This is a genomic window from Enterobacter sp. ECC-249 (genome assembly GCF_043965265.1).
Taxonomy (GTDB): domain Bacteria; phylum Pseudomonadota; class Gammaproteobacteria; order Enterobacterales; family Enterobacteriaceae; genus Enterobacter; species Enterobacter quasiroggenkampii.
Genome location: NZ_CP143660.1, coordinates 4,308,514 through 4,323,667, shown reverse-complemented (window position 1 = coordinate 4,323,667; position 15,154 = coordinate 4,308,514). Strand labels below are relative to the sequence as shown.

Here is a 15,154-nt window from a genome sequence, read left to right as displayed (position 1 = left end):
CATGTCTGAACAACAAGCACAGGGCGCTGACGCGGTAGTCGATCTTAACAACGAACTGAAAACCCGCCGCGAGAAGCTGGCAGCGCTGCGCGAGCAGGGCGTGCCGTTCCCGAACGATTTTCGTCGTGACCACACCTCAGACCAACTGCACGCTGACTTCGACGCGAAAGAGAACGAAGAGCTGGAAGCGCTGAACGTTGAAGTGGCCGTTGCAGGCCGCATGATGACCCGTCGTATCATGGGTAAAGCTTCCTTCGTGACCCTGCAGGACGTTGGCGGTCGTATTCAGCTGTACGTTTCCCGTGACGATCTGCCGGAAGGCATCTACAACGAGCAGTTCAAGAAGTGGGACCTGGGCGATATCCTGGGCGCGAAAGGTAAACTGTTCAAAACCAAAACCGGTGAACTGTCTATCCACTGCACCGAGCTGCGTTTGCTGACCAAAGCCCTGCGCCCGCTGCCGGACAAATTCCACGGCCTGCAGGATCAGGAAGCGCGCTATCGTCAGCGCTACCTGGATCTCATCTCTAACGATGAATCCCGCAAGACCTTCAAAATTCGCTCCCAGATCATGGCCGGTATCCGCCAGTTCATGGTTAACCGCGACTTTATGGAAGTGGAAACCCCAATGATGCAGGTGATCCCAGGCGGCGCGTCTGCGCGTCCGTTCATCACCCATCACAACGCCCTGGACCTGGACATGTACCTGCGTATCGCGCCGGAACTGTACCTGAAGCGTCTGGTGGTTGGTGGTTTTGACCGCGTGTTCGAGATCAACCGTAACTTCCGTAACGAAGGTATCTCCGTTCGTCATAACCCAGAGTTCACCATGATGGAACTCTATATGGCGTATGCGGATTACAAAGATCTGATCGAGCTGACCGAATCCCTGTTCCGTACGCTGGCGCAGGATATTCTGGGCACCACGCAGGTTCCTTACGGTGAAGAAGTCTTCGACTTCGGCAAGCCGTTCGAAAAACTGACCATGCGCGAAGCGATCAAGAAGTACCGTCCGGAAACCAACATGGCGGATCTGGATAACTTCGATTCTGCGAAAGCGATCGCCGAAAGCATCGGTATCAAGGTTGAGAAGAGCTGGGGTCTGGGCCGTATCGTGACCGAGATCTTCGAAGAAGTGGCCGAAGCGCACCTGATTCAGCCGACCTTCATCACCGAGTACCCGGCTGAGGTCTCTCCGCTGGCGCGTCGTAATGACGAGAACCCGGAGATCACCGATCGCTTCGAATTCTTCATCGGCGGCCGTGAAATCGGCAACGGCTTTAGCGAGCTGAACGATGCGGAAGACCAGGCTCAGCGCTTCCAGGATCAGGTTGACGCGAAAGCAGCAGGCGACGACGAAGCGATGTTCTTCGACGAAGACTACGTGACCGCGCTGGAGCACGGCCTGCCACCAACGGCGGGTCTGGGGATTGGTATCGATCGTATGGTGATGCTGTTCACCAACAGCCACACCATCCGCGACGTGATCCTGTTCCCGGCGATGCGCCCGGTGAAGTAAGACGTTAAGATGTAAAAAAAGCCCCAAAAGGGGCTTTTTTTATTGCGCCGCGAAGGTTTTGAGTTTTTCGCGGGCGGTTGTCGCTTCCATGACCATCCACGGGCTAAAGGCCCAGGGCGTCGCGTCCAGCGCGCGGAATAGCGCGTCCAGCTCAACCCACTGATAGTCCATTACTTCATCTTCGTTTATCGTCACGTCATTGGTGATGCGGGCGGCGAACACCGGGCAAATTTCGTTTTCCACGATCCCGGATGGGTCGGTTTCCCGATAGCGAAATTCAGGGGCGACGGCGGTGATATCGGTCAGTTCCGCGCCCACTTCAAAGCGGCAGCGGCGGATTATTGCCTGTATCGTCTCTTCGCCCGACTGCGGGTGGCCGCAGACGGAGTTGGTCCAGACGCCGGGCCATGCTTTTTTAGTTAAGGCGCGTCGGGTGATCAGACATTCGCCTTTTGCATTAAAAAGCCAGGAGGAGAAAGCCAGATGCAGCGGGGTATGCAACGTGTGCGCGGCATATTTTTCCTGAGTGCCAATCACCATTCCCTGGTCGTTTACCAAAATAACGTGTTCTTGAATACTCATTGATGCTCCAGTGCCAAAATGCCGAGTGGTTCAGCACCATCAGCCGGATCATTATACTGCATTCTTATACGAACGGTTTGGCGCGTAGAGCGGAAAAGGGCATGACCCATATTCGTTTTGGCTGTTATCATAGTGCGCCATTCACGCTGACCGAGGATCTGTTTTGTTTGCAGGAAGCCTGACGAGAAACCCCATCACCGCCATTTTTTGCCTGACGCTGACGCTATTACTGGCGGGCTGTTCAGGGAGCAAATCTTCGGATATGGGTAGCTATTCCGGTTCGGTCTACACCGTTAAGCGCGGGGACACCCTGTACCGGATTTCGCGCGCAACGGGGACCAGCGTGAAGGATCTGGCGCGGCTGAATAACCTTTCTCCGCCCTACACCATCGAGGTGGGGCAGCAGCTGAAGGTCAGCGGCGGATCGTCCTCGGGCAAAAAATCCTCTTCGAAAGGCAAAACCGCTAAAGTAACGCCGTCCTATCAGGTGCCGCAATCGTCATGGCCGCCGGTTGGACAGCGCTGCTGGATTTGGCCTGCCAGCGGTAAAGTGGTCGCCCCTTACTCACTCTCTGAAGGTGGCAACAAGGGTATTGATATCGCCGCTGCGCGCGGGACGCCGGTTTATGCCTCCGGGGCAGGGAAGGTGGTTTACGTCGGTAACCAGCTGCGCGGCTACGGTAACCTGATCATGATTAAGCATGGCGAAGACTACATCACGGCCTATGCGCACAACGACACGATGCTGGTCAACAACGGGCAAAACGTCAAAGCCGGGCAGAAGATTGCAACCATGGGCAGCACCGGTACGGACGCGGTGAAGCTGCATTTCCAGATTCGCTATAAGGCGACGGCCATCGATCCGCAGCGTTATCTTCCTGCGCCCGGCAGCAAACCGAAGTGCTAAGTGATTATTTTATCGCCTGTTAGTTGTGAAGAGGCTTGTATGAAGGTGCGTAAGGTCTATAATGCTTTACGCACCTCAAAGCGGGCGTAGTTCAATGGTAGAACGAGAGCTTCCCAAGCTCTATACGAGGGTTCGATTCCCTTCGCCCGCTCCAGTTTCAACTCTTCTGAAGTCTTCCAAAAGCAACTTTCGTTTGATAACTCAGCGTCTCTTGCGTATGAAATATTTCCGCTCTGAAATATGTCGATTAAAAATCCAGACTGTCACCCGATTCAAAAAGAGTAGGGTGGATATTAAATGTGCGGAACTTCCTTTTTTCGGACCCTGGCAAACCTGGGGAATAGAGTTGTGAATGACGCCTGTCGGAATTTTACGATCGCAGGTCGCTGCTGTCGGGCTGGTCATTTTCGCAGGGGAATGGGCCGTGTTTAGTGGTACGGCCCTGGCAAAAATCAGTATCGACGAGGTATTTTTCGTATTTCTTTCAGATACCCTCTTTCCATAACAATATACCCTCCAGTTTTCAGATCCGCGAGAACCCGCAAAACGGCCGAGCGGGAAAAACGTAATTTACCGCGAATATAAGTCTCTGCCGAAATAGAATTACGCACCTGTTCCGGCTTTCCCATTAGCTCATAAAGCTGAAACCTGACGCCATCATACACTGACGGGGAGGTCAGCTTCAGGATCACTTCCACCGCAGCACTGCAGGAAAGTTGAAGATGGCGGGAGAAGTTTTCCCATAGATTGAATTCTGTCAGTTTCTTATAGAACTCCTCACGATCCATAACGGCTATTTCGGCAGATAACATGACCTTGAGCGTATAGACTGAGCGGGATTCCGGATGCAAAGGTATTAATCCTCTCAATGTGGGCGCAGTTATAATATCAATAAGTATGTCATCGGGCTGACGGGAAACTGAAATCACCCCCGTTCTTATAAAATAAAGACGCGGTGCCGTGTCTCGGGAAAAAGAAATACGGTATCCCGGGGGGAATGACTGGTAATTAAGCCAGGGATCCAGCTTCTCAAATATGAGATCCAGATACTGTGAATCCACTTTAACTGTTCTGGGGCCGGTGAGTTTATCGTCAGGCATGGGTGTTAATCCGCAGATCATGATGTAGAAGCATAGCAGGAAAAAATTTCAGCGTTCAGACAGGGGCGTAAAACACTGTGTCTCAGGGACTGGGGTATAGATATCGCCGGGGCGTTTCGGTGTGCGAACTGCACCCCGGCGATGTATCAGTCAGGGGTAATTGATGGAAAACTGAGCTGTCGCATTTGCCGTTCCCGGCCTGACATCGCTTTTGCCGACCAGGGTCTGATACTGGGCCGTGAAATTTAACTTATTCTGACCTGAAATCAGATTCCGCTCTGCAGAGGGCTTGTTCAGGGGGACCTGTGTTTGCCCGTCTACTTCGTTTATTCTTACCGCCACTCCCGAGGCTGCACCGGCAACGTCATCAAGTGCCAGCAGCGTATTATCGGAAGCGGGAGTGCCGCTGAACGTTATGGTGGCACCCTCCGGGCCGTTTTCGGGACAGCTCAGCTGGATTGAAAAGGTTCTGCCTGTTGAGAGCGAACCGATTGAACCAAAAGAGGTAATAGCAACCTGCCCCAGATCGACGTCCTGGTCTTTCAGGGAAACCTCACAGGCACTGGCGATGATCTCGCCCTTAAAGTTTATCGGCAAAGGTTCGTCCGCATACGCATGAGGGACAGCCGATATTACCTGAATAGCAGTAGCGAATAGCCACTGGTAGAATGTTTGTTTACGGATGAAAGGCTTCATGGCTGAATTCTATTCAATAGCAGTGGTTATCGTTGCCGAGGCATTGAAAACGCCTGGCGCTGGAGTATTACCCGTGACATTCACCGGGTAACTTTTAAAACTGGCGGATCCTTTCTGCGTAGCATAGTCAAACTGCGTGGCCAGCTTGCCCGTGTTCGGCGAGATCACCTGACTGTTCATATCTTCAATACGAATGCCCGTATCCTCATTACTGGTTTTCAGAGACTGCGGATCGGTGGCAGACGATTCACCATTAAAGGTAAAGGCTATTTTCACACCGGAATTAATATTCGTGCAGACATAGGCGACCTGGGTGGTCACGGCCGTAAATCCTTTCGGGGCTGCACCTTTTGTTTTCATGGCAGAAGCCATGATTTTGCCATAATCAATGTTAATAATCTGGCCGTCGTTTATTTTGCACGTCTGAGGAACTGTAATTGACCCGCTAATTATAACTCGCGCTATCGGCTGTGACGGATAAGAACTTTTTGTCCGAGACGCATATAAATTTGCCACTATAGTGGATGGGATAGTAATCTTGCCAATAAAAGCTTTGGGAAAGTAGAGACTTAACATACCGCTACTCCCCGTCGAATACATACTGGACGTGCATGGCACTGCTGTGTTGGTGTTGATATCTTCAAATGGTACAGGTTTATACTGCTGCAGCGCTCCTCCAAGAAATATAGATGTAGCAACCCCGAGATATTCGTTAAACTTATAAAAGGTATTCTGTGCGTCGGTATACAGGACTTCTGTAAGGCTGCCCGGTGTTGCCTTGAAAAACGAGGTGCTGCCACCAGTACAATCGCAGGTTACTGGATAAGTGGCGCCAATATTCCAGGAGTATGCATTTGGAATAATATTTGCCTGACCATTGCCATTTTTAGTGTAGTTATACGTAAAGTTCGCATTGAAGTTATTAGTGCCTCCATTTGTTGAGCACCAGCCTGTTTCGGCATGTACACTGATCGTGTACCCGAAAAATATAATAATTATGGCGATTAGCTTTCTGAAATATATAGAGCGTATCATAATATCCACTTCGAATAGATTAGTTGCAGTTCACGTTAATAAACTGAATGTTAGTTGCAGGGGAGTCATTGCTTTTCCGTGATGTGCTCATATCAAACGGCGCATGACATTGCTGTGTTTTTCCCTCACCCCACGTGGCGAGCAGTTCACCTTTATCAGGCATACCACTCATATAAACCTGACCATCGTCACCCATAATCCCCGTGATGTTGTCCGAATCGCTTTTGAGGGTTACAAGAGCGCCAAACGGCACCTTCTCTCCGTTTTTTAAGACGGTAATAAGCGCGCGAGTCCCGATGCTGGTTTTGAAGACTGCCGGCACAACTGCACCTGAGGTCGGTACAACAGAAACAACGTTTTCCTTCAGTTCAACGTTGTCACCCAGCGTTGTGGGATCGAGCCCTATGCGGGAGCGTTTATAGGAACTGATGTAAGGGACGATGGTGTAACCCCGCCAGTCGGTCCGAACCCCGGAGCCATTCTGGACTTTCACACCCGCAGCACCCGGCGCTTCAACCAGCGCGACCGCACTGTTATCCCCGCCCAGTGACTGACCAAAGGTCACCCCGTGCTCATGCGCGATAAGAGAACCGCTGGCACCGTAGTTAATCTGGTTCGATCCGGCTGAGTGACTGTAGCCGCCATTTACCTCGCCATAGGCACCTTTGTAGTCGACATGCAGATTGCTGCTGGCCTCTTCGCCTTTGTTTCCGTAACCCTGTGCGAGGCTGTATGACAGGTTATTATCTTCCAGGGCGGTACCGCTCAGGCCTGCCTGATTATGTACTTTTCCGTGCATGTCAGTAACGGTACTGGAACTTACGTAGGCGCTGGAAAGCCATCTGGAAAGCGGAACGCTGATACTGAGTGCCAGCTGCTGATTCTTTGGTTCACTGGAATCTGTCAGTTCGCTGTAGGTATACATCAGCGTCCAGTTAACACCTTCCCAGACGGAATTGCTGTAACTGGCACTCAGGTTTCGTTCATTACCCTGACGATTCCAGTAATTTTGCTGATAACCTGACAAGGTCAGCGAACCCCAGTCACCGTTATTTAAACTTTGCGTCAGCTCCAGCTGCAGCCTGCTGCGTTTGTTATTCTGAAAATTCAGCTCTGAACCATCAGCATTCTGCTGATAATCCGTCGCTTCCTGGAAGGTATAGAAACCTTTCGTGGAATAGCGGTAGCCTGCCAGGGTAACTGTCGAATCTGTAGCGGCAAAATCCTTGGAATACTGAAAACGGTAAGACTGACCACTTTTGTTGACGGTGTCCGTATTAAGATCCGGCTGAATATTCGCATAAGACTGCGTCGCATCGAGCGACACTGAGCCATACTCACCCAGACCAAGTCCCATCCCTAGTGCTGCCGCTTTATAGTTATCGGATGCCTGAATGCCGCCATAGGTTGTCAGGTCATGAGGAAGACCGTACATCACCGTGCTCTGCCCGAGAACGGGTTCATCGCTATGGCTGTCCTGGGAACGATATTTACCGATTGTCATACTGTATTTCAGGTGCCCTTCACGCTGCATTACTGGCACGTTCGAGAACGGCTGCACAAAGCTTCGTTCTGTGCCATCAGCCTCAGTGATCGTAACCAGCAAATCCCCGCTTGAAGATGTGGGATATAAATCAGAAATGGTGAAGGCGCCAGGTGACACGTTGCTCTGGTAAATCAGGCTGCCATTCTGTTTGATGGAGATCCTGGCATTCGTGTTCGCGATCCCGCGGATTGTGGGAGCGAATCCCCGCAGACTGTCCGGAAGCATGTTATCGTCTGAACTGAGCTGTGCTCCTCGGAACTGTACGCTTTCAAACACCTCAGAAGGCGTGAAACTGTCACCGATAATCAGTTGTGCTTTCAGATCCTTAATGTCGCGCTGCAGGAAAGTGTTTATCGAATCCCATTTGCTGTGAGTGCTGCTACCTTCACCATTGTCGGCGTTTTTCTGATAGTTCCAGGTGCTGTAGTTACGAAGACGCCAGGCCCCAAGGTTGAGCCCGTTATGAAGGTTGAGGAAGTAACTGTCGCCTGAAGCACCCTCTCCGTTTTGGGTTGCACTGGAGCCTGAAAAATTGTAGTCCACCAGAAGCGCAGGCAGTCCCTCATCCCAGTATTTGGGATCGACGTAACCCTGCGCAGAGGCACGCATTGAAGCCTGAGGTATTGAGATGTTCAGCGCCTGATGCGAAAAATCAAAGTTGTAGGCGGCCTGAGGTATAAAATGAGCAATATCAGTGAGTACGGTATCCCTGGGGAGTGCAGCCATTTCCGGAATTGCACTGACTTTAACCCCCCAGGAATCAAGCTGGGCGATTGTCAGTTGCGGAACCAGTGAGCCTTTTTCGTTGCTGATGAAAGTTATATCCAGCGTATCCTGCTTTTCACCGTTCAGAAAAATATCAGTTCTGTAAACTCCCGGAGCCTGGGCGCCGGTTGTTGAAAATTGTGAGAGATCCACTGCAGTGCCAGAAGGATTGTCAATTTCCAGCGCGTTTGGGTTAAAGGAATACTCCTCTGCGCATCCGCGTTTGGTTATAAAAATGGAGATTATTGCCAGAGTGAGAATGGCAACTTTCTTTTTCCTGAATTGCTTAATATTTGAATGTAAAGGAAGGCTCATAGCAATAAACCATTAATTTTGGTGTTCATTATGAAATAATGCGGATCGCGGAGTTATAATTTAAAGCTAGAGCAGCGGAGAATTTATTTGTTCAGAACTTCCGCCATAATCATTTATAATCTTCCAGGATACAGTGTTACCTGATGACGACGGAGTAGTTTTGTATTCCGCACTTCCCTTTGGCGGGACCATGATATTGCTTGTGTCGATGTTTGCTCCGCTAACATTCATAGAATAAAAAGTAATATAATAAGGTGTTGGGTTATCAACATGAATATTTCCACCATTTTTACGGAACTGGAGTTTCTTATAATCATCCATAGTTGGTTCACCTACCTTTTCAGGTCGGTAAAAAAGTTTAATACGCGTTTTCACAGAAATCTGGAGAACATTTTTATCTCCTTTCACCGTGGCAGGGATAGATTTTATATCCATCCAGTACACTGATTCTCTGTCTTCCGGCAGATTTCCTCCGGTTCGAATGATGCGAAGCATGTTTTCGTTACCGGGATCAAGACGAAAAACGGGTGGGGTGACCAGAAAAGGTGATTTTGGGGCAGATTTATCATCGCCCTTAACGCCAGCAGCATCAGACCAGGCCTGAATAAGGTACGGATACTTATCCGGGTTTTTAACCGAAAGAAATGTCTCTTTGTGCCCGCCGTTATATATCACCCTGGTTGCGCCGACAATAACACCAGCATGAGCACACTGTCCGCACAGAGCGAGGATAATAAAAATGAAGGATGTTGAGATTTTTTTAATAAACATATAAATCTGTTACCGTGAATTTTAAAACTGATGTGTGACTTGCACACATCAGTTTGATTAATGGCGTAACTGATCGTCTACGTAAATGCGATATTAGTTGTAGAGAACAGTAAACTGACTGGTAGCATTCGCGGTACCGGCACCAACAGTGGCGGCGGTTGCCTGATACTGACCGACATACTTCAGGGTTGCACTACCATCTGCTGCTACGGTTACACGTTTCGCTGATGCTGTGTCGTTAATTTTTACCTGAGAAAAATCGTCAGCATTATTGATACGAACGGCTACACCCGTTGCCGTCATACCGGAATCCAGCTGAAGTAAATCATCAGTGACAGAGGAACCGCCAAACACAACTGCTACCGTACCAGTCGGACAGTCAGTCAGTTTGATGTCAAATTTTTGTGCTGAGGAGGCATCACCGGCTTTGCTAAACGAACTGGAGGCAACAGTACCCAGAACAACAGACTGATCGGCACTGCCGGAATCGACTTTACAGGCAGTATCAACAATATTTCCGATAAATTTAACAGTCCCGTCAGAGGCCTGAGCCACACCAGACATGATCATCAGAGAACCAATTACGGAAGCCAAAACGATATTTTTTTCATAACCTAATGAACCTTGGATTAATGGTATGCAATATTAAATTATTGCAAGCCCAGATCAATATTAAATAAAATTACGCTCAGTTGTTTTAAGAACCAGGTGGAGTGCGAGGTATAATAAAATGACTGAAATAACTCCTGTTCCGGAGTGGTTAAAATATAAGAATATCTAGTTTTTATTTAAATATAAAAAAAGTGTCTTTTGACACAAAATTCTTAACTTATTGATTTTAAATACTTACATTGTATTTAGTGCTTTGTTTTTTGCGCAAAACTTTATTTCTGATGTTGTTTGTTGTAAATAATTTGTTGTGTTTTAACAATTTATTTTCAGGAGGGCGGGGGGCGGAGTGAAATTGCAGGTATAGAGGGTATTTGTCGGGGTGTGCTCCGCGACTCTCGGGTGACTATCTTCTCTATATCCTGTTCAGAGAAAAATCTTCGTAAAAAGACACACAGTCTTTTTTGGGAGTAAAAATTGAATGCCTATTATATGAGCTAATGCTATTTTTTTATTAATTACACCTGTATCAGAGTTCGACGTGTTTAAGATGAATAACATTCACAGTAACCGCAGTATAATATTGTATGAACCCAGGATGCTGCATCGCAATGCGGTTTGCTCCTGCCTTGAGGCGCAGGGTTACCAGGTAAAAATCATTAACGATGTTAATGCTGACGACATAATGTTAGCTACCGATAGTGAATCTGAACCAGTCATTGTCGGAATTGGAGGGGCGGGAGCGGATTTCTTTATGGTTCTGCACTGGATTTACCGCCTGGTCGAGCGCAGCGCAAAGACAGCCGTCTTGCTCCATGAATATGATACCCTGCTTGCCCGGATGATGAATGAACTGGGTGTCAGCTCGCTCCTCTGTGAACCCTTTCTACAGCAGGAGCTGAAACAATTCCTTGAACTTCCGCTCTACCGTTCCACTTCCTTTCCCGGTCCCGTGCGCCACTTTAGCAATGAAATTAAGCGCTACCTGTCCCTGAATGAACTTAACTACCTCACTGAATTTGCACGTGGAATGACTGCTCACGAGATTGCGGCACATCGGCAGGTTAACTACAAGACAGTATATGCACACAAACGGAATATACGCTTGCGGCTGGAACTTATGAAAACAGAGGATTGGCTGGCTTTGCTGTCAAGGATTGAGAAGTTATACCGTACCGGAGGGAGGCTCCCTGATGTTTATGTATAAAATTTTTACCGATGTGACTAATCAGACGTTGTACCACGGTCTTATTGTCTGTCTTGACACGCTGCGCAAGAAGAATCCAGGGTGGGATTATCACATTACCGAGGATAAAGATGTTCATCTCAGGGTGCTGGATTTTACCGCATATCGGTCACTGGATGAGATACCTGCCAGGCTTACTGAGCTGATTCCTGCCGCTGACGCGTTTAAGACGCTCATACTGCTTTCTTCAGGCCAGGACATTCTTGCCCATCACCTTATACAGACACATCAATCTTCTTTATTGTGTGTAGATGAGCGACAGATACATTTGCGCGAGATAATTGAAAGTACCGTAAAGAAACGCCGCTATATCAGCCCGTTATTTTGTAATCTGCATCAACCGATGGAAAAAGTCAGTTTCACTAAAGCAGAAAAAAAAGTCATTGCAGGTTTGAAAGAGGGCTGCAGTGGGGCTGAAATAGCGCATAAATGTCACCGCAGCCAGAAAACAATCAGTTCACACAAGAGGCGGATCATGCAAAAGCTCGGCGTAAAGAATGATGTCGGGCTATACAGTGCGCTCACTGGTGGCTGAGCTGGTTGTAGTTAATGAAATTCTAAAATGTGATTCACATCTAAAATATATGCCTTGAAAATGCTCAAATTAAACCTCACATAATTTGTGGGTATAAGCCCGAATATAATAGTGAAGGAAAACAAGATGGCATTTTATGAAGACAAAAAATCTGTAAAAGAAACTGATAATGCAGAGCAGTATAAAAAAGAACGTTCAATTGGCTCTGAACCCGGAGGTCCAGGTATCTATAAGTGTCAAAAATGTGGTTATGAAGATGTTATTAACCGCGAATGCGAAAAATTGCCGCCTTGTTCTAACTGCAAAAAGCAAGGAAGCAGCAACACCTGGAAGTTTTTGGTAAAAGCAACGGACAAGTAACCAGCATTAAAGCCCTGCGGTATGGATTAGATTAAAACCCTGCAGGGCTTTTTGACTTACTTACTATGTTCAGCAAAGCAAAAAATACCTTTTCACTGAACTCTTGTAAGCTCACCTGTCACGTCGCTTTTTATGTACATCAACCACGGGTAAACTTGTTGCCCTGAACATTGCCTGGGTGAGCTTTCCACCTGCACTGGGCTGGAAAGCATTCCACCTGCAGAAGACTATTTTCCTGAAGTCTGGATAGACATCAAAACAAGAGCCACTTTGGCTTTAACACCCCATCCCGCAGCCTTTGCCTCTCACATTCACCCTTTCGGGAACACCCACACGTGCTTCTCCGGCAGCGAAAGATGGCAGTGCTGCGGATCCCGGACCTCATGCCCATACGCGCGGATGACAAAATCATCCCCCACCGTGCGGAACAGGTACTCCCAGCGGTCGCCGAGATACATGCTGGTGAGCAGCGGCAGCTCAAGCTGATTTTCTCCTGGCCCCTCGACCACCGCCACGCGCTCGACGCGGATCACCGCCGTGGCGTCAGCACCGCTCTGCACCCCTTCACCGGCCTGGCCCCACAGCACCCAGCCTTTCCCCTCGACACGCGCTCTGCCGTCGCGCACTTCGGTAACCTTTCCGTGCAGGCGGTTGTTGCTGCCCATGAACTCGGCGGTAAACAGCGTTTTCGGCGAGCCGTACATCTCCTGCGGCGTGCCCTGTTGCTCAATTTTACCGTTGTTGAGCAGCAGGATGCGGTCGGAGATGGACATCGCTTCGTTCTGGTCGTGCGTCACCATCAACGCCGATAGCCCGAGCTTGATAATCAGCTCACGCAGGAACACGCGGGCCTCTTCGCGCAGCTTGGCGTCGAGGTTGGAAAGCGGTTCGTCCAGCAAAATCACCGGCGGGTTGTACACCAGCGCACGGCCAATCGCAACGCGCTGCTGCTGCCCACCGGAGAGCTGGTGCGGGTGACGTTTGCCAAGATGGCCCAGACCAAGCTGGTCCAGCACGTCCTGCACGCGCTGCTGGATCTCTTTGGCCGGGACTTTGCGTAGCTTGAGCGGATAGGCCACGTTCTCAAACACGGTTTTATGCGGCCACAGGGCATAGGACTGGAATACCAGCCCCAGGTTACGCTCTTCCGCCGGGACCTCGCTGCGCGGCGTGCCGTCGTAAACTTTATTGTTGCCAATCACAATCGACCCCTGGGTCGGTTTTTCCAGACCCGCGACGGCGCGGAGCAGGGTGGTTTTGCCGCTGCCGGAGGGGCCTAACAGGGAGACCACTTCGCCGCGCTTCAGGTTCATGGAGACACCTTTTAAAACAGGATTGTCGCCGTAGGTTAAGTGCAGATCGTCAACCGCTAATTCAATCATGTATTTTCACTCCGAAACGAAGGGCAATGCCCAGACCTACCACGACCAGCAGGATGTTAATGAAAGAGAGCGCCGCCACGATATCGATGGCACCCGCGGCCCAGAGGGAAACCAGCATCGAGCCAATGGTCTCCGTGCCGGGTGAAAGCAGGTACACACCCGTTGAGTATTCGCGTTCAAAGATCAGGAACATCAGCAGCCACGAACCGATAAGACCGTAGCGGGAGAGCGGGATGGTGACGTGGCGGGTGATCTGCCCGCGCGTCGCCCCGGTGCTGCGCGCCGCCTCCTCAAGCTCCGGCCCTACCTGCAGCAGCGTGGAAGAGATGAGCCTCAGACCGTAAGCCATCCACACCACGGTATAGGCCAGCCAGACGCTGAAAATGGTGCTGCGCAGCGAACGCAGCCAGACGATGACGTTTTCGCGCATCCAGTCGGTCCAGGCAAACCCGGAAAGCCAGCCGGATTTCAGCGAGTTATCGAGCCACATCGGCAGGAACAGGAACACCCACAGGAACGCCAGACCCGCCAGCAGGCCAGGCACGGCGCGCGGCACCAGCACGCTATAGTCCAGGAAACGCGTGGTGTTGTCCGGCTTACGGTGCATGGCAATGCCGACAAACAGGTAGCACACCACGGCCAGCGCGCCGCCAATCACGCCAATCGCCATTGAGTTGACGATGGCGCGCAGCAGGTTGGGCTGCGCCCAGATGGTGCGGAAGGTGTTCAGAGAAAGCTCGTCCCACAGCGAAACGCCCACGCCCCAGTTGGAGATAAACGCGCGCAGCACCACGCCGAGCAGCGGAACGCCGATGGTGACGGTGAGCCAGAAGGCAATTACCGCGCCAGCCACCCAGCGCCATTTACCCAGCGGTAGCGCACGGGCCTGCGAGGCTTTGCCCTTCATGGTGACGAAGCGGTTGGCGGTGCGCATCAGTCGACGCTGGAGCATCACCAGCGGGATGGTGATGCAGATCAGCACCACGGCAACCGCCGCCATCAGGTTATAGGATGGGGTGCCCATCTTGTTCGTCAGCTTATAGAGATAGGTCGCCAGCACCATGTTGCCTTCCGGGTCGCCGAGGACCAGCATCAGGCCAAACACTTCGAGCCCGAGGAAGAACAGCAGCACGGTGGCGTACAGAATGGACGGGCGCACCATCGGCAGGCTGACGGAGGTCATCACCTGCCAGGGCGACGCGCCCGCGGTGCGCGCGGCTTCTTCCACGTCGGAGCCCACGCTGCGCAGCGCTGACGAGATATACAGATAGGCGTGCGGGACGTGCGTCAGGCCGGCGATGACCACAATGCTCGACATGTCGTAGATATTCCACGGCACAAAGCCAATCAGCGCCTCCGCCCACCGGGAGAGAAAGCCCACCGGACCAGTGGCCACCACGTAGCCGAAGCCCAGCACCATCGGTGAAACGAAAATCGGGACCAGGATCAGCGGCTCAATCAACCGGCGACCGGGCAGGTCGGTACGCACCATCAGAAACGCCAGCACGCCGCCCAGCGGAATGGAGATAAAGACCAGCCCGAAAGCCAGAATAAAGCCGCTTTTCAGGGCCTTATAAAAATCAGGATCGGTGAAAATAAAATCAAATGATTCAAAGCTCCACTCTTTTGACGGCGAAAAGAACGGCGCGGACAGGAAGCTCTGTATCACGATAAACGACAGCGGCGTGTAGATAACCAGGGCGGTTATCAGCACGACGATGCCTCGCGGCAGGCTTTGCCACTTTCTGCGTAATGTATTCATGGGGTATCCCTGGTGTTGCAGCCC

The 15,154-nt window shown here is 50.7% G+C and carries 14 protein-coding genes and 1 tRNA gene; 6 read left to right on the top strand and 9 right to left on the bottom strand.

Features of this window, described 5'->3' with window-relative positions; genetic code table 11:
* The first annotated feature begins 1 nt into the window (after nt 1).
* Entirely contained in the window at nt 2-1,519 is a 1,518-nt protein-coding gene (gene lysS / locus V1587_RS20515) for a lysine--tRNA ligase (RefSeq protein WP_023309094.1), read from the top strand.
* Nucleotides 1,520-1,558: 39 nt separating this feature from the next.
* On the opposite strand, the gene idi is transcribed toward lysS, so the two are convergent.
* Nucleotides 1,559-2,101, bottom strand: a complete 543-nt coding sequence (gene idi, locus V1587_RS20510) for an isopentenyl-diphosphate Delta-isomerase (RefSeq protein WP_371897860.1) — start codon at nt 2,099-2,101, stop codon at nt 1,559-1,561.
* A 163-nt stretch (nt 2,102-2,264) separates the two neighbouring features.
* On the opposite strand from idi, the gene actS reads away from it, so the two are divergent.
* Nucleotides 2,265-3,008, top strand: a complete 744-nt coding sequence (actS, locus tag V1587_RS20505) for an amidase activator ActS (protein ID WP_039262983.1) — start codon at nt 2,265-2,267, stop codon at nt 3,006-3,008.
* Nucleotides 3,009-3,088: 80 nt separating this feature from the next.
* Nucleotides 3,089-3,162: transfer RNA gene (locus tag V1587_RS20500), tRNA-Gly, on the top strand.
* 298 nt (nt 3,163-3,460) lie between these two features.
* On the opposite strand, the gene V1587_RS20495 is transcribed toward V1587_RS20500, so the two are convergent.
* The 6 genes from V1587_RS20495 to V1587_RS20470 form a co-directional block, all read right to left on the bottom strand.
* Nucleotides 3,461-4,108 carry a helix-turn-helix domain-containing protein gene (locus V1587_RS20495; RefSeq protein WP_371897861.1) on the bottom strand — a complete coding sequence of 216 codons (648 nt, stop codon included), beginning with the start codon at nt 4,106-4,108 and terminating at the stop codon, nt 3,461-3,463.
* A 150-nt stretch (nt 4,109-4,258) separates the two neighbouring features.
* Nucleotides 4,259-4,804 (bottom strand): fimbrial protein, encoded by a 546-nt coding sequence (locus V1587_RS20490; RefSeq protein WP_371897862.1) that lies wholly within the window; start codon nt 4,802-4,804, stop codon nt 4,259-4,261.
* Nucleotides 4,805-4,813: 9 nt separating this feature from the next.
* The gene (locus V1587_RS20485; RefSeq protein ID WP_371897863.1) at nt 4,814-5,839 is read right to left on the bottom strand and encodes a fimbrial protein; all 1,026 of its coding nucleotides are present in this window, start codon (nt 5,837-5,839) and stop codon (nt 4,814-4,816) included.
* A gap of 19 nt (nt 5,840-5,858) precedes the next feature.
* Complete coding sequence (locus tag V1587_RS20480) at nt 5,859-8,465, bottom strand: fimbria/pilus outer membrane usher protein (RefSeq protein ID WP_371897864.1); 2,607 nt, start codon at nt 8,463-8,465, stop codon at nt 5,859-5,861.
* Between the two features lie 66 nt (nt 8,466-8,531).
* Nucleotides 8,532-9,236: a molecular chaperone gene (locus V1587_RS20475; protein ID WP_371897865.1), complete on the bottom strand. Its 705-nt coding sequence runs from the start codon at nt 9,234-9,236 to the stop codon at nt 8,532-8,534.
* Nucleotides 9,237-9,329: 93 nt separating this feature from the next.
* The gene (locus V1587_RS20470) at nt 9,330-9,830 is read right to left on the bottom strand and encodes a fimbrial protein (protein WP_395314474.1); all 501 of its coding nucleotides are present in this window, start codon (nt 9,828-9,830) and stop codon (nt 9,330-9,332) included.
* Nucleotides 9,831-10,443: 613 nt separating this feature from the next.
* Here V1587_RS20470 and V1587_RS20465 point away from each other — a divergent pair.
* The 3 genes from V1587_RS20465 (at nt 10,444) to V1587_RS20455 (ending at nt 11,986) form a co-directional block, all read left to right on the top strand.
* A complete protein-coding gene (locus V1587_RS20465; RefSeq protein ID WP_371897867.1) occupies nt 10,444-11,052 on the top strand; it encodes a hypothetical protein in 609 nt (202 codons plus the stop codon).
* Nucleotides 11,039-11,626 carry a LuxR C-terminal-related transcriptional regulator gene (locus V1587_RS20460; RefSeq protein WP_371897868.1) on the top strand — a complete coding sequence of 196 codons (588 nt, stop codon included), beginning with the start codon at nt 11,039-11,041 and terminating at the stop codon, nt 11,624-11,626. Before V1587_RS20465 ends, V1587_RS20460 begins: the two co-directional genes overlap by 14 nt.
* A gap of 126 nt (nt 11,627-11,752) precedes the next feature.
* A complete protein-coding gene (locus tag V1587_RS20455; protein ID WP_371897870.1) occupies nt 11,753-11,986 on the top strand; it encodes a hypothetical protein in 234 nt (77 codons plus the stop codon).
* 311 nt (nt 11,987-12,297) lie between these two features.
* Here the strand turns inward: V1587_RS20455 and V1587_RS20450 are convergent, their stop codons facing one another.
* Together V1587_RS20450 and V1587_RS20445 are read right to left on the bottom strand one after the other, a co-directional pair.
* Complete coding sequence (locus V1587_RS20450) at nt 12,298-13,368, bottom strand: ABC transporter ATP-binding protein (protein WP_371897872.1); 1,071 nt, start codon at nt 13,366-13,368, stop codon at nt 12,298-12,300.
* A complete protein-coding gene (locus V1587_RS20445) occupies nt 13,361-15,130 on the bottom strand; it encodes an ABC transporter permease (protein ID WP_371897873.1) in 1,770 nt (589 codons plus the stop codon). Before V1587_RS20445 ends, V1587_RS20450 begins: the two co-directional genes overlap by 8 nt.
* Between the last annotated feature and the right edge of the window lie 24 nt (nt 15,131-15,154).

Bases quoted from the DNA above. Each gene is read 5' to 3' on its own strand.
- V1587_RS20450 (WP_371897872.1), bottom strand. From the start codon at position 13,368: ATGATTGAATTAGCGGTTGACGATCTGCACTTAACCTACGGCGACAAT.
- V1587_RS20490 (WP_371897862.1), bottom strand. From the start codon at position 4,804: ATGAAGCCTTTCATCCGTAAACAAACATTCTACCAGTGGCTATTCGCT.
- V1587_RS20445 (WP_371897873.1), bottom strand. From the start codon at position 15,130: ATGAATACATTACGCAGAAAGTGGCAAAGCCTGCCGCGAGGCATCGTC.
- V1587_RS20475 (WP_371897865.1), bottom strand. From the start codon at position 9,236: ATGTTTATTAAAAAAATCTCAACATCCTTCATTTTTATTATCCTCGCT.
- V1587_RS20495 (WP_371897861.1), bottom strand. From the start codon at position 4,108: ATGCCTGACGATAAACTCACCGGCCCCAGAACAGTTAAAGTGGATTCA.
- V1587_RS20465 (WP_371897867.1), top strand. From the start codon at position 10,444: ATGCTGCATCGCAATGCGGTTTGCTCCTGCCTTGAGGCGCAGGGTTAC.
- idi (WP_371897860.1), bottom strand. From the start codon at position 2,101: ATGAGTATTCAAGAACACGTTATTTTGGTAAACGACCAGGGAATGGTG.
- V1587_RS20485 (WP_371897863.1), bottom strand. From the start codon at position 5,839: ATGATACGCTCTATATATTTCAGAAAGCTAATCGCCATAATTATTATA.
- lysS (WP_023309094.1), top strand. From the start codon at position 2: ATGTCTGAACAACAAGCACAGGGCGCTGACGCGGTAGTCGATCTTAAC.
- V1587_RS20480 (WP_371897864.1), bottom strand. From the start codon at position 8,465: ATGAGCCTTCCTTTACATTCAAATATTAAGCAATTCAGGAAAAAGAAA.
- V1587_RS20455 (WP_371897870.1), top strand. From the start codon at position 11,753: ATGGCATTTTATGAAGACAAAAAATCTGTAAAAGAAACTGATAATGCA.
- V1587_RS20460 (WP_371897868.1), top strand. From the start codon at position 11,039: ATGTTTATGTATAAAATTTTTACCGATGTGACTAATCAGACGTTGTAC.